Origin of the sequence: Paenibacillus sp. ov031, from assembly GCF_900143165.1 — a bacterium.
Classification (GTDB): Bacteria; Bacillota; Bacilli; order Paenibacillales; family Paenibacillaceae; genus Paenibacillus; species Paenibacillus marchantiae.
Genome location: NZ_FRDO01000001.1, coordinates 1719491 through 1743209, shown reverse-complemented (window position 1 = coordinate 1743209; position 23719 = coordinate 1719491). Strand labels below are relative to the sequence as shown.

Sequence of the window (23719 nt, the reverse complement as noted above, 5' to 3'; positions counted from 1 at the left end):
TTAGCCAGAATGTTAAGGTTAATTGCTTTTTTACGATCATTTGATTAAAGGGGTATTACTTTTTGGAAGCGTTATCATTAATAGGAGAGGCTGTGAGTTGTATGGTCAAAAGGAAGCTGTTTTTCTTCATCGTTTTCATGTTGACGATAGTAGTTCCTTCCAGCCTGATCGGAATAAGGGCCGCTTATGCGGAGACCTTACCTTATCAGACCATTATCATCGATGACGGGAGCATTAAGATTAATGATGTTGTGACACCTGATGCGGGTAACGAGAACAATGGATATTCGGCTCCAAATTGGACCACAAGCACAGGGGTGAAGGGGTATGATCTTTCCAGCACCCAATATACGAGTACAGCAGGCAGAACGATAACATGGAACCCACGCTTGGAAGCAGGAACGGCGAAAATATCTTTCTATAAGCTGGATTGGGCAGATAAGGCTGATAGCAATGTGAAAATCGAAATTGTTCATAATGGAACGACGGATGTAGTCTTTATGGATTTAAGACCCTCATCTGGCGCTCCAGCTGGTTGGGTTGATTTGGGAGAGTACTATTTTTCCGGAGTTGGTGAAGAATTCGTTAAATTGACCCGGTCTACCGGCACCACGAATACGATCCTTACGCGTGCGGATGCGGTAAAGTTCGAAGGGAATATAAGGCAGAAAGAACCACACAAGACGATCATCATTGATGATGGAAGCCTCACAATTGATAATGTCGTCACTGTTGATTCAGGCAACGTCAATAACGGGTTCTCCGCTCCATATTGGACCACAAGCGCAGGAGTAAAGGGATACAATAATTCCAGTTCCAAATATACGGATGCTGTAGGTAGAACTATCACATGGAATCCGCGCTTGGAAGCAGGGACGGCGAAAATATCGTTCTATAAGCTGGATTGGGCGGATAAAGCAGATAGTAATGTGAAGATTGAGATTGTTCATAACGGGATTACGGATGTTAAGTTTATGGATCTTAGACCTTCGTCAGGTCCATCGGTTGGATGGGTGGATCTGGGGGAGTATCAGTTTAGTGGTGATGATAGCGAATTTGTCAGGCTGACTCGAACGCAACCTACGACGGGTACGATTATTACTCGGGCCGATGCAGTCAAGTTCGAAGGAAATATCCGGCAGCAAGCACCACCCTTGCCCCCGCTGCGGAGCCGCACATTAGCGAATCTCAGTTATACGGAAAAAGGCAGCATCGAAAATGCTAACTATAAGGCGACCTTCTATGAGGCAGCATGGGATGGGGGGAAATCCATCGTTCGTGACATGTTCTATAAGAACACGGACACGGGAAACTGGACGCCAATCAATAACGTATCGGAAAGACTTGAGGAGCAATGGGTTTTATTGGATGGGAATGCGGGCAGCCGAACCAATTACTACGATACGATGAACAAACGCTGGATTACATTCGATGGGGTCCATTTTCCCGATAACCACACGGCGGTGTTAACCGATTCTACGCATGGCAGTGATTACGATTTTGAAGTGAACTGGTCCATGGCAGGGGAAAAACCAGATGTTTCTTTCGCCTTTACGCCTCGTCGCGACGGCAATTATGTGATTGGATATCAGTCCTTCACAACAGAAGCAGTCTCGGGCATCAATGAAGTGTTAAATGGATTCAGGTCACATGCCAAAATGGTAGGTACAGTGGAATCAACAAGTTTGAGAGAGCTGAGCGCTCCGATGAGCCTGGTTGAGAAAAATGATGGTTCGGGAAATCCATTAACGTATGGTGTATTTGTACCTTCGGCAGAGCTTCCGGTTGAATTTGAACCGACGGGAGGCGTTACGAAACAACGGCTTGGCATGAGTCTGGTCAACAACGAAGGCAGCGTGCAGCCAATCTTGTATGCGCCTCAATTAGGAACTTATTCGCAAATGACCGCAGAGAGCACTTATCAATTTCATATGGGGCTAATCGCTCAAAAAAGCAATCTGTATGAATCCTACGCGGATATTCTTCGCAATGAGTACGGTTATTCAGCATACCGCGAAAATGTGTCAGATCAGTCGCTAACTGACGCGATGTTCAATATGATCGATTTACTTAAGATTGAGCCGCAAGGGGACGACTCTGTTAATTATGTCCCGTCACCCAGCGGGTGGTGGAGCCGTGCCAAGGGCTTTATTGATATCGAAAACGAGGACAGCGTCCGAACAAGCTCGAATGCGGTTCTTTTGGGGGCTTACTATTTGACTGGGGATGACCAGCTTTACGATACGAGAGCACTGCCGTCCGTCCAGTATGGCGTATCGCGAAATGGTATCGGTTGGTCGCCGACGCAGAAGAAAGTATACGGTGTGCCTTCCTTATGGAAAATGGCTACTCTGCCGTTCGATGCTTCAAGCGTAGCCGCCGTCAATCAGATGATGGGCACTTCGGCAGGAATTGGGGCGCTGGCACAGGAAGAGTACCTCATGCGAGACCCGGACCAGAAAGACCGGGGGCCTGTCATTCAACCCCTGATGATGTATCGAATGACAGGAGAGGCGCAGTATTTGCAGGCTGCCAAGGATGCAGCCGATAGTTATATCTTGCAATATATCGATACGCCTGCAACCGTGGATGTGAGTAAAAATGAGTTCATTTATTATTATAGCAAGCTGTGGATGGAGATCTTGGAGCTATATGAGGAAACTCAGGATCCCAAATACTTGAATGCCGCTTATAAGGAAGCCAAACGGTATGCAACCATGTTCGTTGCTCGTCCAGTTCCTGAAGGTAACGTTACGATTCCTCAGCCTGAGACGTATAATTACGCGGAGTCGTTCCATTGGCCGGAAAGTGGTAAATTTCAATATCCTAGGCTCAAGCTTCCAGAAGATATAGCCGGAGGCGTTCAAGCGGATCGTTGGCTTGTTTCACCGAGCGGATTGACGTTTGAAGCAGGAAGTACAACCGGCTATTATCGGATGAATGCTCAGGAAGCTCCATTCATGCTGAGATTGTCGCTCTATACAGGGGATAAACTGCTGCAGGATATTGCTCATAATGCGGTTATTGGTCGATATTCCAGTTATCCAGGTTATTACTATAAAGGCTTCGCCGTTAGCCAACTTGAACCGGACTTTCCTCTGGAAGGCCCAAGCGGGGCTACATCCATCTATTATCACCATATTCCGGGGCAGCTAGGACAAACGATGGATTATTTGATCAGCGAACAATCATTGAAATCGAACGGGAGCATTACATTTCCTTCCGTATTTGAAACGAATTTTTTATGGTTCAAATATCACCTCTATGGTAATAAACCAGGTCAATTTTATGGTAATTCCGACGTTTGGCTTTGGATGCCCAAGGGGATTATTAAGACCAACCATCCTCAATTGAATTGGATAACGGGTGAAAGCGGGGATAAATTCTACATCGGGCTAAGCAATGCATCGTCAGATGAAGTTCAGACTCCGATCGAATTGAATGAACAAATCATTGGATTCAACCCGACACAGGATTATACTGTAACGATCATCCGCGACAATGGTACACCAGAGCAAGCAGTTATGAGTGGCGGAATCATTCAAGCCACGGTTTCAGGTAAGGGAATCACCGCGATCATTGTAGAAGGACTTAACATTGATGTGCCGCTGCATCAGGTTAGAACGGCTGAACCATCGGATGCAAGTTATTTCTTTGATACCCATAGTCCAATTGATGCGGTTAAAGGCATGCTGATGGTTAAACCCGACGAAACGGTCTATGATGCTTATGTGCAGGCCAAAACGACGAAACCCGCGACCATTCATTATTCCTTGGATGGCGGGGCTACGTATACGACCGTCCCAGATACGATATACCCAATGGAATGGTCGATACGGGTGAATGATTTATCCCAAACTTTCACGTATTACGTGGAATCAGAGGGGAAACAGACCCGCAAGCGGACACTTTATCTGCCTGATCAGGTTACGGAAATTCCAGTCCAACCCGATGGGCAGGAGAGTTCATCTATCATTGTGGATAATACGGAGGCGGAGACAGAAGGCGTCTGGATAAGGGATACGACGGCTGACAACTATTACTATGATAACTATGTGTATGCCAAATCTACGGCCGGCAACGCGACAAGCAAAATGAGATGGAGGCCTGAGCTGCCGGAAAGTGTCACTTACAGTGTCTATTACAAGATTCCGCAAATCACCTCTGCAAGTGAAAATTGGACAACGAATGCCTCATTTACCGTGTATTACAGCGGAGGCTCCGAGACGGTTACTGTTGATGAGACAGCAGCGAATGGTACTTGGGTGCACCTAGGGGATTATCCTTTTGCTGCAGGCGATAGTGGGTACGTGGAACTAACCAATAAAGCCAACAAGTCCAGGGTCATTGCCGATGCGATCATGTGGGTGGACCCGAACAGGGTACCGCAATTGGAGTCTGCTGTGATCCTGTCTGATCGGAACGAGCTGCAGATGACTCAAACCGCACAGCTGAGCGTAACCGGCTATTTGGATAACGGTTTGATCGGTGATTTAACACAGGCCGATGTGCAGTATTTCGTTGATCGTACGGATCTGGCCGAAGTGGATAGCAGTGGGGTGTTGACCCTTCTTAATCTCGATGGGGACACGGATCACATTGAGGTATGGGCTACTGTCACGATTGACGGAGTGACCATAACCACACCATCTTTGAACATCACGATCAAGGACTTAACGGTTATCGTGGACAGTACAAATACAACTGGGTTATACACGACAGAAGGGTCTTGGAGTCAAAGCAATTTAGCCGGATACAAAATTGGGGTTAAGTCCCGTTACTCTACAGTTCAAGGATCATCTGCAACGTGGAAAGGCCAGTTTCCAGAGGGGAAATATACAGTCTCGATCTACAAGCTCGTCCATACGACGGGAAACGATAATAATGTCAAAGTGGAAGTGAAGCATAAGACGGGTACTGAGGTCACCTATATCGATGCAACGGCCGGCTCATCGGGTTGGGTTAATTTAGGAACGTTCGACTTTACGGGTGACGGCAGCGAGTATGTACGGTTAACAAGAGTTACGCCTACAACGGTAGACCCACCAACGCTTCCTGCGGATATGATCTATACGAGGGTTGACGCAGTTATGTTCGAACGGCATTCCGATGGTTCAGAGCTGCTTGCAAATGAGGCGCCAGGTGGTGAACCAATACTTTCTGAATAATAGCGGTGTTGCGACAGGCTTACATGATGCAGTTAGTTGTACTTGTGAGTTATTGAGGTGATGCTATACAAATTATTGTGAAATTACCCTAAAAGCTGAGTGGATGAGAACAATCCATTCGGCTTTTTTGGTCGGGGGACAAGAACATGTTCCCATTGAAGTCGCTCCTTTTAGCAAATGCTTTAAAAAGACACCATTAGTAATTTAATATATTATCTAATAACAAGTAGACGTAAATTAATACAGGTTTGCCATGGGCCATCAACTTGACGTTGAGCAGTGTTGGACAAGAGCGGAGAGGCGTTTAATGGGGCTGGTCAGGAAATCATGAAAGTAGCAATGCCTGCAAAATGGTGCAGGGAATGTCGGATACGAGAAGAAAGGCTCTGATATGCTTAGATCAACGAGGGAGGGAAAGATCATGAATGCACTAGCACGATTGAATGAGGGCTTGAGCTATATTGAGGAGAATCTAACGGATTCTGTGGATATGAAAGAGGTAGCACGAATCGCCTGCTGCTCGGAATACCATTTTACACGTATGTTTTCCTTTCTAAGCGGCATTACTTTGTCAGAGTATATCCGACGTCGGCGCTTGACGCTGGCAGCTCTGGAACTAAGCCGGAATGACAGTAAAGTCATTGATGTTGCCCTCAAATATGGATATACTTCTCCGGATTCCTTCGCTAGAGCTTTTCAGAGCATGCATGGGGTTACGCCCTCGGAAGCGAAAAATCATGGTCCATCACTCAAGGCCTTCCCTCGAATGACATTCCAATTGACCATTCAAGGAGGAAGCGAAATGAACTACCGTATTGAAGACAAAGAGGCCTTTCGGGTTGTGGGTATCAGTAAAAGGGTGCCGATCGTGTTCAGCGGGGTAAACCCGGACATTGCTGCGATGTATCAACGTCTTACGCCGGAATTAATTGAGACGATTAAGAGGATATCCAATGTTCAGCCGCTTGGGCTAATTAGTGCTTCGGCTCATTTTAGTGAGGAACGGATGGAGGAAAAGGGGGAACTAGATTATTATATCGGTGCAGCTACGACCCAAAAGGCTCCTGAGGGTTTGGCACAACTGGAAGTGCCTTCCTCGACATGGGCAGTGTTTACTGTCGTTGGTCCTTTTCCCGGTACGCTTCAGGATATCTGGGGAAGAATCTATTCCGAGTGGTTTCCTTCTTCAGATTATGAGCTGAGCGAAGGACCGGAAATCCTGTGGAATGAGCATAAGGATGTTACTTCTTTGCAATACAGAAGCGAGATATGGATACCAATACAGAAGAGATAAAGCTGTTTATCTTCATAAGTGTGGGGTGGCGCAATAGATTTAAATCGCGGATAAAGAAGAGTCCCATCCTCAATTTGTATTCCTATGTAGTGAGCAAGCGAGAATTATTGAATTTTTGAGTTGCAAATGTCGGTTATATGTGAAACACCAAAAGATCTCTTCGTTATTGAAGAGATCTTTTGGTGTACAACAACTGTTTAATGAGAATCAGATTACATTACATAATGATGACAGATGAGTGCGTGAATCCATTTGCAAGGTACTGTTATGGTGTTTAATGTCCACCTGTATGGGAAGCCCAGACAGGATACCAGCCCAAGGCCGGATTTTCATTGTTGTACAGTACCAGATTGCCGTCATTTTGCATGATCAGCACATTGCCTCTAAGATTGGCTGGCACATTGTCTGCTCCATAATATGTCTTAGACCATGCTAGGTTATCTGACGTCCAATAAGGTGTGTTTTGCGGATCTGATATAACCAACTTCCCGCTGAAATAATTAATCTGGAGTTTATGTATTCTTGTGTCCTTGGTTTTGCTGTTCCATATCATCTTGCGTGCCTTGACGTCCCAGATCTGCGCATCACCATAATTATCAAATTGAAACGAAAACCTGATATTGTTTGACACTAACCCGCCACCGGCGACGTTATACATCGTGTCATAAATCAGACGATCTCCACTGGCGGCGGAAGTCACAGGGGAAAATGAAATCAAAAACAAGAGCATGGCAATACATGATAAAAAGACTTTTTTCATAGAACATCCTCTTTTCCTGATATGTTTTAAGTGACTTATCAAATATATCATATATTTTTCTTTTATGGATAAAAATTGAATAAAATTCGCCTGCCAAGAGACTGTCATACGCAAACGGCCTGTTCTCTGAATGAGGAGATCGCGATTCATTAACTTTAGCAGAGCTTCTGGCGACGGGCTATTAGGCTTCATGGTCGAGTACCCAACAGACTTACAAGACTGAGGAGAACGATAGCAAGCACCTTACTCCATGTTTCATGCCAGCTTGGATCGTTGGTGATAGATGGAGGATTCTGCCAATTTTTATGAAATATCGGGTTAGGTCAAGTGTAGGAAATTAGGGGGTTGGTGTGTTAAACATTGTTATTTACAAATCTTATTTTATACATTATAGTTATTATGGATAATGAATATCTTTAATGTGCTCAGAGAGGTAATTTCGGTGGTTAGAATAATATATGAACTAAAAAGCCTATAGAAAATCTCCTAAGCAGAACTTGTTGATCCCTTAGTTCAACAGGCAAGCCTGGGATCTACCTCGACGTCAGCTGGAAAAAAACAAAATATTTTTACAAATACGATTATACAAGGAGTATAAAAATGAATCCAAAACTACAAAGGAAAATTGAGCACTTGGAGAATATTGAGAGGTTCCCAGCAGAGGAGTTATTTAAGTTTATACAGCTTAATAAAGAGGACGAACTATTAGATCTTGGAGCTGGTACAGGTTATATAAGCTTTTCTTTTGCTAAATATGTGAAAAAGGTAGTTGCGTTTGATTACGATATTGATATTTTACAGTATCTAGAGCTAAAAGCTAAGGAAAAAGGGATAACCAATATTGAGACCACCGCTGCAAACTTTAAAGAAATGCCATTAGAGAACGATAGATTCGAAAAAGCTGTTGCTTCAATCTCGTTACACGAGGTTCAACCTCTTTCATTGGTGTTGGATGAAATCCACAGAGTTTTAAAAGACAAAGGGATCTTTTTGTGCATTGAATTAGAGAAGACGGAGATGACTAATGCTCCAAGGGTTTCATCGAAGGAGATGGAGGAAGAAATCGTTAAGGCAGGTTTTACAGTTATTGATACGATTCATCCACCAACACAAGTTGCTAACCAACCCGTCTATATCATTATTGCACAGAAGAAGGGTTACTAGTGAATCTGCTTTCAATTATAGTTCCCATAAGGGACGGCGAAGCCGTCCTTTTTGCTACATAATATTAAGTTCTTATTCTGAGACAAGACAAGAAACTTGGTTGTATCCGGAAATAACAGAGGAGTTGAAAGCTTATCGAATTGATCATACAGGGTGTAATTGTAGATTCTTCTCTCATAATCGGAAACTTTTACAAATGTCTTTTATTCTTTAAATGAAGATCTTAATTCAATGGCGCCCAAAATGGTAGTATATCATCATTAGGGTCGCCACTCTTGGCGAAATTTACCCAATACGTAAAGCAGAAAATACCGAGTCGGTAATTAATCGTTACGAATACAACTCCCTTTTTTGCCATGTTTTCGCCCTTGTACAAGTCCATGGAACCTGATCCGTTTTTAAATGTCCCTCCATGGATGTACACCAATACAGGCAGCTTTTCCTGATCTGATGTAGCACCTAACCATACATTTAAATATAAGCTGTCTTCACTTATTTTTTCATTATGTTGGTTCATCGATTGGTGTGCTGGTCCAGTGGATTAAGAATAACCAACGCGAATCCCCCGAAGATATGGCCGAAATAGTCATGCATCAACTATTGTCCAACTACAACAGATTAATTTGAAGTTCGGAATAAATGTAGTGGGGCCTTCTTTAACCTGTAATTAATTCTTAATCTATCTTAAGATAGCTGTATATGCAGTTTGAATAGGATCAAGATTTGCATATTGATCAAATTTGGCGATGTACTAAAGATGAGGAGGACGATGTAGAATGGAATTCAAGTTTGGGGACGCTGCTATTCTTCTACCCCCTTTACACATTACAATTATCGCAATAATTATTATTTTCTTTTTAATAAGGTGGAGCAAGCAATTAGAAACAAGACGTTTTACGGTTTTCTTTTACTTTTTAATTAGTACTTTCATTACTTCCATTTATTCTCGTGCTACAACAGAAGGTGTCTTTCAGTTATGGATTCCCTTAGGATTTATAGCGGTTTTCTTTTACTTGTTTCGCAGCGAAAGAAATCATCCTTCTAAGATGAAAGCGAGTATTTTAGGGCTTTCTATAGCAATGTACCAGTTAATTCTTCAATATTTAGGATAGATTTTAATATTTATTGAACATAGTTCCAATACACGGTATAAAAATGCGATGAAGCCGGTGGCGTGAGATGGAGATTTGAACTAGTTGTTCGACTCGACCATGGCTCCCTTACTTTTCATTATCGAGCGGTTAAAGTAGAATGCATATAGGTTGGACGAAAATACGAAAATGATCACATTAAACGAAGTAAAAGAGAGGTTTGTACTTATGACAATGACGTTTAGGAAACTAAGTGAGCTATCGATGGAGGAAAATGTACGTATTTGGAATCTAGGATTCGAGGGCTATTTTATACAGATGGTCATGACGATTGATGCTTTGATGACCAGGATTGTTAACGAAGGACTTTCCTTGGAGAATTCACTCGCTATTTATGTGGATGGTGAACCTGCAGGGTTTGTCATGAATGGATTTCGTGACGTAGATGGAAAGAAAGTGGCATGGAACGGTGGGACAGGTATTGCGCCTGCATTTAGAGGGCAGGGCATTGGCAGAGCGCTCATGTTAAGAAATCTAGAGTTGTACCGAGAACAAGGCGTGGAGCTTGCGTTACTTGAAGCGCTCACGCAGAATGAGAGTGCGATCAAGCTATATCAGTATGTGGGGTATGAAATTACGGATCGATTAATGATTTTACAACATACGGGTACAATAGATCCCCAATTATTGAAGCGATCTGTTGAGCATCCCTTTTCTATCACCAAAGGATTGCCCCGTGATGTATATGCGCTAGACTTCTATCGAGGTTTATCCGCTTGGCAGACACAATGGCCTAGCATGAAGGAGGGTGAATCTATAATCATTAGACAAGATAGCGAGCCTGTATGCTATGCGTTGTATAAGCGAACATTTGATCATGAGGGTAAAATGGTAACCATTTCGCTCTATCAATGTGAGGTCCTTCCAGGGCGGGAAGATGCAGAGGAGATTTATAAGCTTGCACTCAGTGAACTGTTCGCCCCGTTAGACTATGTTTGCAGACGAGGGACATCTAACCTGCGTAAATCCAATCAACCTCTGAACGATCAATTGTTAAAATTAGGTTTCACAACGAATGTTGAGCAAGTGCTCATGATGCGAAATATGGATCTTAACTAAGATAAAAGCGAAACAGATAGATAATAGTAATGTTGACTTACAAATTTTTTTAGCATTCGTTGAATACATGATACAAGAAATAAAGCAACACACATCATTAAGCAAACGGGACACGATAGAGCAAAAAAACAAGAAGACAGCCGATCACGATCGGCTGTCTTCTTGTTTAACTAACCGACAGGACAGTTCATTGGCAATAGCGTCACTATAGTGCTCCAATATGCACAGATTTCTGAGAATATTTGCAAAATAGTATCGCAGGTCGCTACCTAAGATTAGAGATAAGAAGGCTGAAGAAGACCGTAACAGGAAGGAACTATAGACTGTTTGTAGCCTTTTTACTAATGGACTGATGCGAAAAACCGTTAAATAGTGCAGTTTAATCATTGAAATGATTGAGATTTACTACATTTTTACATGTAGTATGAAGAGGATTCAGAGTGGAATTATTCATTCCGGAATCCCAGAAATGCTTAACTTGTCGTGCTTATGTTTTCTTAATTACATTCCAAGGAAGAGGTGTTGTTCATGAAAAAGTTAATGGATTTTAGAAAGAAAATGTCGGCCGTGTTAATGGCAAGTGGCCTGATATGCGCGATGCTATTACCCATTCAAGCGTCGGCGGCAGACATTGCTTTTAACGAACCTTTAAACGGCGTGAATCCTAATTTGTTCTATACCTCAGATGGATGGGCTAATGGTCCAGATTTCGGAGTGGGCTGGAAGGCGGTTAATCAGGAATTCGTGAATGGAATTATGGCTCTGCGACTTGACAATACTGGGTGTCCCGCCAGTTGCTCGGGGAAGAATTATGCTTCCGCTGAATATTCGACCCATGTGAAGTATGGCTATGGCCGGGTTGAAGCACGTTTAAAAGCGGCTTCAGGAGTCGGTCTCGTCACAAGCCTCTTCACGTATTCCGGGCAAGGAACAGGCACATCCAATGACGAAATCGACATTGAAATTTTGGGCAAAGACACGACGAAGATGGAAACTAATTATTTTACGAATGGCGTAGGCCAGCATAGCACGATTATCAATCTGGGGTTTGATGCCTCGCTCGATTTTCATAATTATGCGTTCGAATGGTCGCCATCATCCATTAAATGGTATATAGACGGTAAACTGGTACACACGGAGACTGGATCACGTGGAACACTTCCGACCAGTCCTGGCTATATTATGGTTAATCTATGGTCGGGCTCGGGACCGGCTGAAATATGGACAGGAAAATTCAATTACCCAGGTATGCCGGTACGGGCCTATTTTGATTGGATCAAATTTAAACCGGCCAACTGACGTTCGAAAGATGGAATTTATAACGAAACTTACAAATAAGGTGAAATAATCTGAAAATAACTCTGAACGATATGGTAGAAGTTGAAGTCCTGAAGAATTAGCAGCGATAAGGTGTATCTGAAAGGCACTACAGAGTTACTCTGTAGTGACCTTTTAAAAAGCTGTCCCGGGTCAGTAGTGGCTCTTGGGATAGCTTTTTTATTTACAACAATGGATTATAGGTGATAGAGTTTTTTACAAGATATGTATTTGGTAGCGCTTACAAGAAAAGTTGTGGGGGGAGTTATGAATGCCATCTATCATGAGGGAAGAAGTGGTTCCGAAGGAAAAGGTAAAAATGAATAAGAATTATCCAGTTTATATCGGCGACACGATTGGTGTGACTATCCATTATCAAAAGCTTCATTGGCATAATGTTCTGGAGATTAATTATATCAAATCCGGCACGGGCTACTACATCATCAACGGTCAAAAATTTGATTTCCAGCAGGGAGATGTGCTGCTCATCAATTCGAATGATCTTCACTGCGCTTACGAAACGAAGGATCTTGTCATGACTGTCATTACGTTCGATTCGACCTGGTTTATTCATAACCTCCGATTCGATCCGGAGCTATTCAGCCCGTTCCGCGACATAGACAAACATTACACGAATCTAATCCACCGTGATCATCCGGCCATGGACAGACTGCGGTCACTTCTTCTTGAACTCCAATTGGAGCATGAGAGGGAGCAGCGTTCCTACGCTACGGTTGTATATTCGCTTATACTCCAGTTTCTGACTATAGTAAATCGGGAGTGTCGAATAGAGGGGATTTGCGGTAGTCAACACCTCATCAGTGAGAGACAGTATGAGAAGATACGTCAGGTGATTATGGTTATGGAACAAAACTTCGCCCATCCATGGACGCTGGAGGAGCTGGCCTCTCTTGTCTATCTCAGTCCTTCAAGGTTCAGCGAAATATTCAAACGCGCGGTCGGCATGCCTCCGATGCTGTACCTGATCCATATTCGACTGGAGCAAGCTGTCACAATGCTGGAGGGAGGCCATATGAAGGTAATGGATATTGCTCTGGAATGTGGCTTCCGCACGCTGACCAACTTTAATCGGCTGTTTAAAAAGCACATCGGCATGACGCCAAAGACTTCACAAAAGCAAAATCCCTAGAAATCAGTAATATAGTGCTATATTTTACTGGTTTTAGCAGAGAAATGAACTGGTGCAGGAGATACAATGAAGTGGCAAGCATCTCATAATTATGTTAATAAATCTAACACTAAATTAAAAAGGGGAGATGCCAATGCCGCAAGTGGAGATGAGCAGCAAAACGAAGCCGCTTGTTAAGAAAAGTCACCTGCACCGCTTTCTGAAGCAATGGGATATTCAACTTATGGTGCTTCCGGCCATGATGTTTATCCTGGTCTTCAGCTACATTCCCATGTACGGAGTGCTGATGGCGTTTCAGGACTACAGTTTATTCAAAGGGTTTCTGAACAGTCCCTGGGTAGGCTTCAAACATTTTGACGCGTTTTTCGGGACGCCGGAGTTTTGGACCATTATGCGGAATACTCTCGTCATTGGCATGCTTAAACTGTGCATCGGGTTTCCGGCCCCCATCCTGCTCGCGGTGATGCTCAATGAAGTAGGGAAACATTCTTTCAAAAGAATTGTTCAAACGATCAGCTATTTGCCTCACTTTTTGTCGTGGGTCATCGTATCGGGCTTTGTGATCTCCATCTTGTCTACGGACAACGGCAGCCTAAACATACTGCTGCAGAAGCTGAGTCTTATCGATGAACCGATTAACTTTCTGTCGGAGCCAAAGTACTTTTGGAGTATTTTGACGGTAACGAATGTGTGGAAGGAGATTGGTTTCTCCTCCATTGTGTATTTGGCGGCAATTGCGGGCATCAATCCCCAACTGTATGAAGCCGCTTCCATTGATGGTGCGAGCCGTCTGAAGCAGATTTTTTCCATCACTATTCCATCCATTATGCCAATTATCGTTGTGTTCTCGATTCTGGCTATCGGTAATTTCCTAAATGCAGGGTTTGAGGACATATTGCTGCTGGGAGGCAATCCGGTTTTGCGAGATGTTAGCGACGTGCTGGACACCTATGTATATCGAATTGGCATTCAGAACAGCCGATACTCCTACGCAACGGCGGCAGGGCTGTTTAAGGCCATCATCAGCGTCGTGTTATTGTCCGGAGCCAACTATTGGGCTCGTCGATCGGGGAACAGCCTTTGGTAGGAGAGAAGGGGGAGAGATACACATGAGGCTGTCGAATGGGGATCGATGGTTTGTTGGCATAATTTACTTCTTATTGGCTTTGTTTACATTTATTGCGCTATATCCGTTCTGGAACGCTGCTGCCATTTCATTTAACTCCGGGACAGATACGATGCAGGGCGGCATTACATTCTGGCCGCGTGAATTCACACTTGAAAATTATCATGTGGTGTTTAAGGATGAGCGACTGATTGACGGTTTCATCATCTCGGTGCTCCGAACGTTGCTGGGTACACTGCTCTCCATTGTGGCAACAGCCATATTAGCTTATGGCATTTCTAAACGCGAATTGATGGGTCGCAACTTTTATATGGTAACTTGCATCATAACGATGTACTTCAGCGGCGGACTTATACCCAACTACTTGCTCATTCGGGAGCTGGGTCTGATGAACTCTTTTTGGGTTATGGTCATACCAGGCATTATCAGCGTGTGGAATATGATCATATTCCGGACGTTCTTTAAGGGTATCCCGCCCGGGCTTGAGGAGTCCGCCCGTATCGACGGTTCCTCGAACTGGGGGGTATTCATCCGAATCGTACTTCCTTTATCGGGACCGGTCATTGCTACGCTGTCGCTGTTTACGGCAGTGTATCACTGGAATGATTGGTTTGCGCCAAGTATCTACATATCTAACACGGATCTTCTACCCATTCAAACTAAGCTTCAGCAGATACTTAATGCCAATATCATGATGGAACAGATGCAGAACATGGATGCTGCTGCACAGGGCCGGATGAGCGCGATGAAAACCGTAACTACCAAATCGTTGTCCATGTCGACGATGATGGTGGCAACCATTCCGATCCTCTGCGTCTATCCATTCGTACAGAAATATTTTGTGAAGGGTGTATTAATCGGTTCTTTGAAGGAGTAATTCAAGCAAATCCCGGACAAGGCTTTAAGCGTCCGCTTTGACCATAGATGAATCGCGAAGGGAGCACTCATAATGAAAAAAGGGGAAAAGAACCTTCTCTCTGGCTTGTCAGTCACACTTATCATTGTCATGGCTTTAATGGGATGTTCGGGTTCAGGAGGTAATACTGCAAGCCAAGAGAAGAATTACCCAGTCTCGGGGGATACCTTTGTACTGGGAGAGAAACCGCTGGAATTCTCATTCTACGGCCATTATGACTGGTACACAATGCCGGATTGGGGTAAAGATGCTTCGACGAAGTGGATCAAAGAGAATAAAAAGATCGACGTAGTGCCGATCAGCTCCGGTGGCGTCGCCAAGAACAAGCTCAGTACCATGATCGTGGCCGGTGAACTGCCGGATGTTATATGGATGGATCGTGGAGCGGATGTCGAAAAGCTACGTTCTGAGGGGATGTTGGTCCCGTTCGATGATTATCTGAATAAATACCCCAATCTGAAAAAGTGGGCTGGGGAGTCTACGCTCGAGTTGCTTCGCTCACCTGACGGTAAGCTATATCAGTTCCCTAACTGGTATACCACGCAGCCAAACGGCAACGCAGGATATCTCGTCAATAAGAAGATTTACGAGGAACTCGGCTCGCCGAGCCTGGAAACACCAGAGGATCTGTACGTCTATTTGAAGCAAGTGAAGTCAAAGTATCCAGATGTTGTTCCGCTGGAGGTTGGTCAAACTGCTGCCGGAGTGGACATCATGGTATCTGCGTTTGCAGAAAATCGCCCACATACATTCAACAGTATGATCGCCGTTCCACAAGGGGATCAACTCGTATCGCTGTTCACGGATCCTGTCTATCGTGAGCTGCTGCAGTATATGAGCCGTCTGTACCGTGAAAAACTTGTCACTCAGGATGCCTTCACACAGAAGCTGGAGCAGGTCGAGCAGAAGGTTATCAACGGCAAAGTAGCCATTTATGTGGCGTCCAGTCCCACCGAGTTTGGCTCCAAGGGCAACAATCTGCTTAAAGCGCAAGACCCGGATGCTGGTTACATCATGGTATGGCCTGTACACAAAGCGGAGTTGGATCGCAACAAGATTTTCCCGGGTGATTATAAACAGCTAGGCTGGAATGTCAGCGTCATTACGAAATCGGCCAAAGATCCAGAGGCCATCTTCGCCTTCTTGGATTGGTTCACAGGTCCTGATGGCCAACGTACGATTATGTGGGGGCCAGAAGGATTATATTGGGATGGAACGGACGAGGAGGATATGCCGTTGTTCACCGACAAATTCACAAGCGATGCTAAAGGTCGTGATGAGTTGATGAACGCAACCGTCAACTTTCAGTGGAACGGTAACACAGTCTATGTGGACAATTCTAAGATGAAATTCGAGTCTAAACTTCCGCCAGAGAAGCGAAACTTTGAAACGTATTGGCAATCGGAGATTACGTGGAAGACGCAGATGAACACTACGGAGTTCGCCAATCTGGATCCTGCAAGCGATTCGGAAGAAGGCATTATTGCGCAGCGGGTGTTTGAGATCTATGAGCAAGTTAGAGCTAAAGCGATAAGCTCCACGACCTCGGATCAGGAAGTGCTTTCGCTTCTGGATAAGGCTGAGGCGGATGCGCAAAAATCCGGTTATGACAAGTTGTTGAAGTACAAAACAGCGAGATGGCAGGAGAATAAGGCGAAAATGGCAGCTGCGAAATAAAAGTCATGGTTGGAAGCAGCCCTTTCGTTAAGATTTTTGCGGGAAGCTATAGCTTTCGCCCGAGAGTCTTGGTTGGCTGCTTCATTAGCCGAGAAACATAGGAGAGATCATACTTGAACTATTACTTGGGAGTAGATGGTGGAGGTAGTAAGACATTGGCCGTCGTGGCGGACGAAACGGGACGAATATTAGGCAGGGGAATCAGCGGCTGTGGCAATCATCAGCTTGGTGCTGCCATTGCAGAAAGTAGTATAACCCAGGCCGTTGATGAGGCTTATGCACAGGCGGGGCTTAACAAAGAGAATATCACTTACGCTACATTCGGGCTTGCGGGAGCCGATCGTGAGGCGGATTTCCGCATCTTACGTCCAATAATAGGTGCAATGGGTTTAAAGAAACATCGTATCGTATGCGATACTGTCATTGCCATGAGAGCCGGCACAAGGCAGACGGATGGGGTTGTCCTTATATGCGGAAGCGGGACGAATGGATATGGTGTTAACGTTGCAGGTGAGGAGGTTCAGATCGGAGGATTCGGTTATGAATTCGGCGATTTCGGCGGAGGCGGTGATCTGGCCGTCGAGGTGTTTCGGACAGTCATTCGTTCATGGGAAGGTAGGGAGCAGCCTACTACATTGACTTCGCTTACGTTGAATGCGCTTACCTTCGAGACCGTGGAAGAGATGTACCACCGTTTTTTGGACGATGGAAGAAGGGCACCACATACGCTGGCGAAACTGCTGTTTCAGGCTGCGCCTAGGGATGAAGTCGCAAGAAAAATATTGGAAAGGCAAGGTTTGGAGCTGGGGAAAGTCGCCAGTGCAGTTATTCATAAACTAGGTATGGGCAATGATTCCTTTGATGTTGTATTGGCCGGCAGCGTGCTAACTCGTGGAGAAGGAGATTATGTGGTTCGGCATATCGAGTCTCAGGTTACTACAGCAGCACCGAAATGCCGGTTGCGTATCTTGGACCTTGAGCCAGCAGCGGGTGCCATCCTGCTCGCAATGGATGAGAACGGAGTGAAATCAGATTCCACTGTATATGAACAATTGCACCAAGGACTTGCCGTAAAGGAGAGGAATGTGAAATGGGCCCTGGATTAAAGGTTGCTGTTATTGGGGGAGGCTCTTCCTATACCCCTGAGCTGATTGAAGGTTTCATCCGTCATTATGAGAGCTTTCCGGTTAAGCATATCGTGCTAGTGGATATTCCGGAAGGCCTTCATAAACTCACCATTGTTGGCGGGCTGGCGAAGCGAATGGTTGAACGAAGCGGACTGCCGATTAATATTACTTTAACTTTGGACCGCAAGGAAGGACTTAGGGATGCCCATTATGTATCTACACAGATGCGGGTAGGGTTGCTGGAGGCTAGAAAATGGGACGAAACGATCCCGTTGAAATATGGAATGCTCGGGCAGGAGACGACCGGAGCCGGCGGAATGATGAAGGCTCTTCGTACCATACCTGTACTCTTGGATATATGCAAGGATATGGAGTTATTATGTCCTGACGCCTGGCTACTTAATTTCACGAATCCGTCCGGAATGGTAACGGAAGCCATCATGAAGCATTCCAGCATCCGCTCCATTGGTTTATGCAATTCCCCGATCGCCGCCTACAAGTGGCTGTCTGCGCTCTACCAGGTGCCTGAGGAACGCATCTATTGCGAGTTTGTCGGGTTAAATCATCTGCACTGGATCAGCCGGATCGAGATTGATGGAGAGTCAAAGTTGGAGGAGTTGTTGGACACAGGGGGGAGTTACTCGGCCAGTAACGTGCCGCAGCTTGCTTGGAACGCTACGCTGATTCGGGCGATTGGCGCTATTCCGTCCTATTATCTGAAATATTATTACCTTCACCGTGAGATATTGGCGGAGCAGCAGGCTGCCGCAGCCATAGGCGAGACGAGGGCTGAGATGGTCAAGCGCCTTGAGGATGAACTATTTGAGATTTACAAGCGGCCAGAGCTAGTGGAGAAACCGAAGCAGCTGGAGCAGCGTGGAGGTGCCTATTATTCCGAGGCGGCTGTCAACCTGATGAAGGCGATTCATACGGATAGCGGAGAGGTTCTAACGCTAAACGTCATGAACGGCGATACCCTGGACTTTTTGCCACAGGATGTCAGTATCGAAGTGAATTGCCTGGTAACGAAGAAAGGAGCTGTTCCGGTACCTATTACACGAATACCGGATGCCGCAGTTGGCCTGATTCAAGCGGTGAAGACCTATGAGAGTCTGGCCATCGAAGCGGCGGTCTCGGGAAGCAGGGAGAAGGCACTGCTCGCCCTTAGCTCTCATCCGCTAACCGATTCCGTGTGTATATCAGAAGAGATGCTGAATGAAATGCTGGAGCAGAACCGTAAATATTTGCCGCAGTTCTTCCATGGGAGGTAAGGATTCTAAATAAAAAGAGATCATGTTTGGACGATCTCAACACTGAAAACCGGAGTGAAGAAAAGAAGAAAGAGACTTTTCGTTTGCGAGTGTAAAAAGATAAAAGGAGCTGTCATTAGCACAGCTCCTTACTCAAAATCTAAATTTCTTTGAGGGTTATTTTAGTTCTTGTGATATAAATACTGGTTTCGCTTTCAAATGCTGAATCCGTGCCAAGGATAATCCACAATTCTCCCTTCGCATCCGTTTTCACGAGAAAAGGTCGGTTTTTATTATTGAACGTTTTTACTTCATATGTTTGATCTGTAGATGTACTCTTCGATAAATTTCCGAGCACAAAAGCATCTTTGCCTTCTTGAGACTGCTGGCCCTTATCGATATTCATTTGATAGAAATAATCCTTATTTAGAATCGATTTGGGTTCTTGCTTAGTTACTCCAGCTTTTACATACACACTCTCTCCTGGAGAACCACCAGCACCCATACTATCCTTCGCTGCGTTAGTCGCAATATCAAAATCAAAGGTTACAAGATAGGTCTGATTTGGCTTTAATTTAGATGTCTTATCTATTTTTTTCTTCACGAACATGAATAAATCATCACTACGATTAACACCACTCAGGTACAGCCCCCTTTGATTCATATTGATTTCTTTCGGTAGTGAATTAAACGAATAATTCAGTTTATAGATTGAACGATCCTTTTTGGGGTAATCTGCGAATCCGGCGGACCATTGGTCGCTATTCTTAACAAAATCTGATGTTATGGTAATTTCTTTACCCAATGAAATTTTTGAATCTAAATCAATTAAAGACACGAATGAGACATTATTTAACAGCTCAATTTGTCTTTTTGTGAGATTTGCAGAGAATCCTTCAAGAACGTTGCTATACGTATTTTTGATGTGGAACTTACCAATCTTCTTCTCTAAATCCTTATATTCTTTATCACTGAAATGTTTGTTGAAAATAACGATACTCGGAATTTGATATGAGAGCTTAACATTTTTTAGTTTATTGTTCAGTTGCTCTGAAATCTTCATAGGAAGAATGTGGATTTCCTTAGTTGAATTAAGTTCTGCCGCATCGGAACTGTTAAAGTTAGTAAATGACAAAGCTCCTCCAACTATAATCGTTGCGGCTAAAGTTAAGGCTATTTTTTTGTTACGAGTGTTCATATGTTTTCCTCCTAGGATGTATTCAGCACCTCTAACGGAGCAACATATCAAATTGTTGCAAAAGAGAAAATAAAGTAAATTTCATTACAATTTTAAAATAAATAGTGTTAGTTTCTTGAGTGCAAAATGGCAAGGAATGGGGAGGCACTTATATTTGTCTATCCTAATGTCTTAGTGAATTACTAATAATATGAGATTATATCTATATATATTGTATTCAAAAAAACGCTATGCTACAGTGGCTTAACGAACGTTCGTTAGGGAAATTGGGTATGACGTCATGCCAGAGATTAATCAATTCATAAATACTGATAAATTAATAAATAACTAAATACGAGGTGTGTGTATTGTAATGAAAAAACTTTTATATCTCTCCATAATCAGCACAATATTAAGTAGTTTTCTTTTATCGTCGAGTTATGTTTCAGCGGGTTCCAACTCCAAAATAGTTTTGGGATACTATGCTCAAGATGAAAATGCTTATGACTCTCTTATTACTAATTATTCTCACCTCACTCAAGTTTCTACAGATTCATTTACATTCGACTCGAAGGGTAAAATTGTTGGTTCTGCCCCCAAGGAAGCTATTTCTTTTGCTAATAAGAAAAATATTGAAACGTTCGCAGCGGTTTCCAATTGGCAAGGAGATTACTTCAATGCGGCACTAGCTCACAAAATTGTAGGCGATTCTAAAGTAAGGAAAGAGGCTATCAAAAGTATTCTTAACCTAGTTAAAACGAATCAATATAAAGGTATTAATATCGACTTTGAGAATATTGAGGCTAAGGATCGTAAAGCTTTCAGTAGTTTTATTGGAGAGATTTCTCAAACGTTACGACCTAAGGGATATCTAACAATGGTATCGGTTCCAGCTGAGTTTGAAAATGATCCTACTAATAGCTGGTCAGGTGCCTTCAATTACAAGGAATTAGGCAAGCATGCTGATTATATTCAAGTTATGACTTATGACCAGAATGGTCCATGGGGACCTTCTGGACCAGTAGCAGGTAAAGATTGGATGGAGGCTGCCATTCAGTACACTATATCTGAAATTCCTCTTCAAAAAGTAATTATTGGAGTACCAGCTTATGGTTATAATTGGAATGAAACGAAGAAGAATGGAGATATTATAGCTCTAAAAGAAATTCCTGCTTTGATTGCTTCAACAGGCGCTAAACCAGAATGGGATGAGTCTTCGTCTTCAATATCTCTCCGCTATCAGGCTGATGATGGTTCAAAACATGTGGTTTGGTACGAAAATGCAGCAAGTATCCAGGAAAAAACTCATTTAACAATAAAGTATAACCTCGCGGGTATCTCCATCTGGTCTATGGGAACTGAAGATTCAGGGTTCTGGCAAGCCATATCAGCTGGATTGAAAGAGTAAAGTATAAGGTGAGTTAGTATTGATCATCTAAGCTAATAGATGAATAGATTTTGATTCTTGCATATTCGCAAGAATCAAAATCTATTTTTTTTATAAATCAATTAATGGAGCAGTATTTAAAACAATTAAAGTGAATTAAACCAACGTATGTTGTGATATTCATAAGGCTAACAACGATGTTTTATACACGTTTAACAGACTGTGTTCAGAGGGGAAAGTCGAGGGAAAAGAACATTTTTCCATTGTATGGCAACATTATATAGTTGTATTGCGTTCATTTAAGTAAGTACTTTAAAGGGGATGATTATAATAAAAGTAAAATATTTATATTTTATTCTCAACATTATCCTGATTATTCTAACAACAGCTTGCTCCAGCAGTTTGACTAGTTCAGCTTCACAGGAGGATCTTACTGGACCTTATCGCGTAGCGTTGGATGAAGTGATTTCAAATGATACAGCTCTTAATGCCGATATGGAGTACATTTCTCTGGTTTGGGAAGAGGGAGTTATTTTGAAAAGTTCTGATAAACAAGTTATTGAAGAATACTTACAAAAAGAATATAACATCAAGATTTATAACTACAACTATGAACAATTAATAGAGCAAAAGTTATATGAGCAGGGGAAAACGATGCTTAAAGGCATTCTTCTAACCATTGAAAAACAGAAGCAATCGATCAACCCAGATGAGATGACTATTGAGGTTAGTAAGTATCGTTCAAACGAGGGATCAATCTCTTTAGACATGATACTTGCTTACCAGCAAGGGCAATGGAACGTCGTTAAATATGCTATGATCAGAGAAAGTTAGGGAACTTTATGTCAATGTACAAAATGTACATACTTCACGCCATCCGATCTGGGAAAAAAGGAGAATACCCCCTATGACATCATCACAGAAGGAGTCTTATGTGTCTCATGAAACTCGCCTTACCCGCTATGCTATCGTGTCCACTGCCGTAACATTGCTCAGTGATGAACAGCTTCGAGAACGAGTAGAAGATGCTACGGGTCTTGATACTGGCATTGGTGGTGCAACGGTTTTGATGCAGATTGAGGAAACGCCCATCTTCGTGAAAATAATACCACTTACGGAAAAAGAAAGGCTCACTGAAAATGCCATGTCCACGAAAAACGTTTTCAAACTTCCTCCATATTGCCAGTATGGCATAGGTTCTCCAGGTTTTAGTGTGTGGCGCGAGGTTGCAGCCCATACCATGACCACCAACTGGGTGCTGGCAAATCACTGTGCGAGTTTTCCGTTAATGTACCACTGGCGGGTGTTAAAAAGTCCAGAACGACGAACTCCAATCTCTGATGAACTGAGCGATGTTTCCCGTATGGTTGAGTTTTGGGATACTTCAAAAATGGGTGACCGTATTGAGGCACTTGAACAATCCGAGTACAGTGTTGTACTGTTCTGTGAGTACATTCCCTACAACCTGCACGACTGGCTTTCCGAACAGATTGCTATTGGTGAGAGTAAAGCCGCTTCAGCACTGTCCATGGTGGATTTGAATCTGCGATCCGCTGTCTCCTTTATGAATGCAAACAAGTTACATCATTTCGATCTCCACTTTAAGAATGTTTTAACCGACGGAAACCGTGTTTATATTTCGGACTTTGGTCTTGCGACGTCTTCTCGGTTTGAACTGTCCGATTCTGAATTGAATTTTCTTGAAGTGAACAAGACTCATGATGGGTGTTATGTGGTAACAACGTTAGTGAACTGGCTTGTAACGGCATTAGTTGGCACGGTAAACCGAACTGAACGTATAGACTACATACGCCGTTGTACTGAGCGCGACGAGTTGCCAGAGATGATGGATTCAGCAGCAAAGATTATCATGCGGTACGCTCCAATAGCCGTAGTGATGAATGATTTCTACACTAATCTCGTTTCGATGAGCAGAACTACGATTTTTCCAGTTGAGGAGATTGAACGGATCTGTAGTAGTAAGACTAACTAGACC

General features: G+C 43.6%; 18 protein-coding genes. 15 read left to right on the top strand and 3 right to left on the bottom strand.

Going from position 1 to position 23719, the window contains the following annotated elements; all coding sequences use genetic code 11:
* Nucleotides 1-101: 101 nt before the first annotated feature.
* Both BUA17_RS07395 and BUA17_RS07390 read left to right on the top strand, forming a co-directional pair.
* Nucleotides 102-5168, top strand: coding sequence for a golvesin C-terminal-like domain-containing protein (locus BUA17_RS07395; RefSeq protein WP_072733095.1), 5067 nt, complete (start codon nt 102-104; stop codon nt 5166-5168).
* Nucleotides 5169-5589: 421 nt separating this feature from the next.
* Nucleotides 5590-6462, top strand: a complete 873-nt coding sequence (locus BUA17_RS07390) for an AraC family transcriptional regulator (protein WP_072733094.1) — start codon at nt 5590-5592, stop codon at nt 6460-6462.
* A gap of 274 nt (nt 6463-6736) precedes the next feature.
* Here the strand turns inward: BUA17_RS07390 and BUA17_RS07385 are convergent, their stop codons facing one another.
* The gene (locus BUA17_RS07385) at nt 6737-7222 is read right to left on the bottom strand and encodes a hypothetical protein (RefSeq protein WP_072733093.1); all 486 of its coding nucleotides are present in this window, start codon (nt 7220-7222) and stop codon (nt 6737-6739) included.
* Between the two features lie 600 nt (nt 7223-7822).
* Between BUA17_RS07385 and BUA17_RS07380 the strand changes: the two genes are divergently transcribed.
* Complete coding sequence (locus BUA17_RS07380; RefSeq protein ID WP_063563716.1) at nt 7823-8386, top strand: class I SAM-dependent methyltransferase; 564 nt, start codon at nt 7823-7825, stop codon at nt 8384-8386.
* A 223-nt stretch (nt 8387-8609) separates the two neighbouring features.
* On the opposite strand, the gene BUA17_RS07375 is transcribed toward BUA17_RS07380, so the two are convergent.
* Nucleotides 8610-8903, bottom strand: a complete 294-nt coding sequence (locus BUA17_RS07375; protein ID WP_072733092.1) for a carboxylesterase family protein — start codon at nt 8901-8903, stop codon at nt 8610-8612.
* A 259-nt stretch (nt 8904-9162) separates the two neighbouring features.
* On the opposite strand from BUA17_RS07375, the gene BUA17_RS07370 reads away from it, so the two are divergent.
* The 9 genes from BUA17_RS07370 to BUA17_RS07330 all read left to right on the top strand — a co-directional run bounded on the left by BUA17_RS07370 (nt 9163) and on the right by BUA17_RS07330 (nt 19180).
* Nucleotides 9163-9498, top strand: coding sequence for a hypothetical protein (locus BUA17_RS07370; RefSeq protein ID WP_063563718.1), 336 nt, complete (start codon nt 9163-9165; stop codon nt 9496-9498).
* Between the two features lie 207 nt (nt 9499-9705).
* The gene (locus tag BUA17_RS07365; protein WP_170867801.1) at nt 9706-10596 is read left to right on the top strand and encodes a GNAT family N-acetyltransferase; all 891 of its coding nucleotides are present in this window, start codon (nt 9706-9708) and stop codon (nt 10594-10596) included.
* A 528-nt stretch (nt 10597-11124) separates the two neighbouring features.
* On the top strand, nt 11125-11895 hold the full coding sequence (locus BUA17_RS07360) for a beta-glucanase (protein WP_072733091.1): 771 nt from the start codon (nt 11125-11127) through the stop codon (nt 11893-11895).
* Between the two features lie 289 nt (nt 11896-12184).
* On the top strand, nt 12185-13063 hold the full coding sequence (locus tag BUA17_RS07355) for an AraC family transcriptional regulator (protein ID WP_064637708.1): 879 nt from the start codon (nt 12185-12187) through the stop codon (nt 13061-13063).
* A 133-nt stretch (nt 13064-13196) separates the two neighbouring features.
* Entirely contained in the window at nt 13197-14150 is a 954-nt protein-coding gene (locus BUA17_RS07350) for an ABC transporter permease (protein ID WP_072733090.1), read from the top strand.
* 22 nt (nt 14151-14172) lie between these two features.
* Nucleotides 14173-15066 (top strand): carbohydrate ABC transporter permease, encoded by an 894-nt coding sequence (locus BUA17_RS07345; protein ID WP_072733089.1) that lies wholly within the window; start codon nt 14173-14175, stop codon nt 15064-15066.
* Between the two features lie 72 nt (nt 15067-15138).
* Nucleotides 15139-16782 carry an extracellular solute-binding protein gene (locus tag BUA17_RS07340; RefSeq protein WP_072733088.1) on the top strand — a complete coding sequence of 548 codons (1644 nt, stop codon included), beginning with the start codon at nt 15139-15141 and terminating at the stop codon, nt 16780-16782.
* A gap of 113 nt (nt 16783-16895) precedes the next feature.
* On the top strand, nt 16896-17888 hold the full coding sequence (locus BUA17_RS07335) for an N-acetylglucosamine kinase (protein WP_072733087.1): 993 nt from the start codon (nt 16896-16898) through the stop codon (nt 17886-17888).
* A complete protein-coding gene (locus BUA17_RS07330; RefSeq protein WP_072733086.1) occupies nt 17873-19180 on the top strand; it encodes a 6-phospho-beta-glucosidase in 1308 nt (435 codons plus the stop codon). Before BUA17_RS07335 ends, BUA17_RS07330 begins: the two co-directional genes overlap by 16 nt.
* 139 nt (nt 19181-19319) lie before the next feature.
* Here the strand turns inward: BUA17_RS07330 and BUA17_RS07325 are convergent, their stop codons facing one another.
* Nucleotides 19320-20357, bottom strand: coding sequence for a hypothetical protein (locus BUA17_RS07325; protein WP_072733085.1), 1038 nt, complete (start codon nt 20355-20357; stop codon nt 19320-19322).
* A 352-nt stretch (nt 20358-20709) separates the two neighbouring features.
* Here BUA17_RS07325 and BUA17_RS07320 point away from each other — a divergent pair, with 352 nt between their 5' ends.
* The 3 genes from BUA17_RS07320 to BUA17_RS07310 all read left to right on the top strand — a co-directional run bounded on the left by BUA17_RS07320 (nt 20710) and on the right by BUA17_RS07310 (nt 23716).
* Nucleotides 20710-21744 carry a glycosyl hydrolase family 18 protein gene (locus BUA17_RS07320; protein ID WP_063563728.1) on the top strand — a complete coding sequence of 345 codons (1035 nt, stop codon included), beginning with the start codon at nt 20710-20712 and terminating at the stop codon, nt 21742-21744.
* A gap of 300 nt (nt 21745-22044) precedes the next feature.
* Nucleotides 22045-22557, top strand: coding sequence for a hypothetical protein (locus tag BUA17_RS07315; RefSeq protein WP_139295623.1), 513 nt, complete (start codon nt 22045-22047; stop codon nt 22555-22557).
* A 73-nt stretch (nt 22558-22630) separates the two neighbouring features.
* Nucleotides 22631-23716 (top strand): protein kinase, encoded by a 1086-nt coding sequence (locus BUA17_RS07310; RefSeq protein ID WP_063563730.1) that lies wholly within the window; start codon nt 22631-22633, stop codon nt 23714-23716.
* The last annotated feature ends 3 nt before the right edge of the window (nt 23717-23719 follow it).

What these genes read in the sequence shown, in the direction of transcription:
- BUA17_RS07395 (WP_072733095.1), top strand. Translation starts at nt 102, where the DNA reads ATGGTCAAAAGGAAGCTGTTTTTCTTCATCGTTTTCATGTTGACGATA.
- BUA17_RS07390 (WP_072733094.1), top strand. Translation starts at nt 5,590, where the DNA reads ATGAATGCACTAGCACGATTGAATGAGGGCTTGAGCTATATTGAGGAG.
- BUA17_RS07385 (WP_072733093.1), bottom strand. Translation starts at nt 7,222, where the DNA reads ATGAAAAAAGTCTTTTTATCATGTATTGCCATGCTCTTGTTTTTGATT.
- BUA17_RS07380 (WP_063563716.1), top strand. Translation starts at nt 7,823, where the DNA reads ATGAATCCAAAACTACAAAGGAAAATTGAGCACTTGGAGAATATTGAG.
- BUA17_RS07375 (WP_072733092.1), bottom strand. Translation starts at nt 8,903, where the DNA reads ATGAACCAACATAATGAAAAAATAAGTGAAGACAGCTTATATTTAAAT.
- BUA17_RS07370 (WP_063563718.1), top strand. Translation starts at nt 9,163, where the DNA reads ATGGAATTCAAGTTTGGGGACGCTGCTATTCTTCTACCCCCTTTACAC.
- BUA17_RS07365 (WP_170867801.1), top strand. Translation starts at nt 9,706, where the DNA reads ATGACAATGACGTTTAGGAAACTAAGTGAGCTATCGATGGAGGAAAAT.
- BUA17_RS07360 (WP_072733091.1), top strand. Translation starts at nt 11,125, where the DNA reads ATGAAAAAGTTAATGGATTTTAGAAAGAAAATGTCGGCCGTGTTAATG.
- BUA17_RS07355 (WP_064637708.1), top strand. Translation starts at nt 12,185, where the DNA reads ATGCCATCTATCATGAGGGAAGAAGTGGTTCCGAAGGAAAAGGTAAAA.
- BUA17_RS07350 (WP_072733090.1), top strand. Translation starts at nt 13,197, where the DNA reads ATGCCGCAAGTGGAGATGAGCAGCAAAACGAAGCCGCTTGTTAAGAAA.
- BUA17_RS07345 (WP_072733089.1), top strand. Translation starts at nt 14,173, where the DNA reads ATGAGGCTGTCGAATGGGGATCGATGGTTTGTTGGCATAATTTACTTC.
- BUA17_RS07340 (WP_072733088.1), top strand. Translation starts at nt 15,139, where the DNA reads ATGAAAAAAGGGGAAAAGAACCTTCTCTCTGGCTTGTCAGTCACACTT.
- BUA17_RS07330 (WP_072733086.1), top strand. Translation starts at nt 17,873, where the DNA reads ATGGGCCCTGGATTAAAGGTTGCTGTTATTGGGGGAGGCTCTTCCTAT.
- BUA17_RS07325 (WP_072733085.1), bottom strand. Translation starts at nt 20,357, where the DNA reads ATGAACACTCGTAACAAAAAAATAGCCTTAACTTTAGCCGCAACGATT.
- BUA17_RS07320 (WP_063563728.1), top strand. Translation starts at nt 20,710, where the DNA reads ATGAAAAAACTTTTATATCTCTCCATAATCAGCACAATATTAAGTAGT.
- BUA17_RS07315 (WP_139295623.1), top strand. Translation starts at nt 22,045, where the DNA reads ATGATTATAATAAAAGTAAAATATTTATATTTTATTCTCAACATTATC.
- BUA17_RS07310 (WP_063563730.1), top strand. Translation starts at nt 22,631, where the DNA reads ATGACATCATCACAGAAGGAGTCTTATGTGTCTCATGAAACTCGCCTT.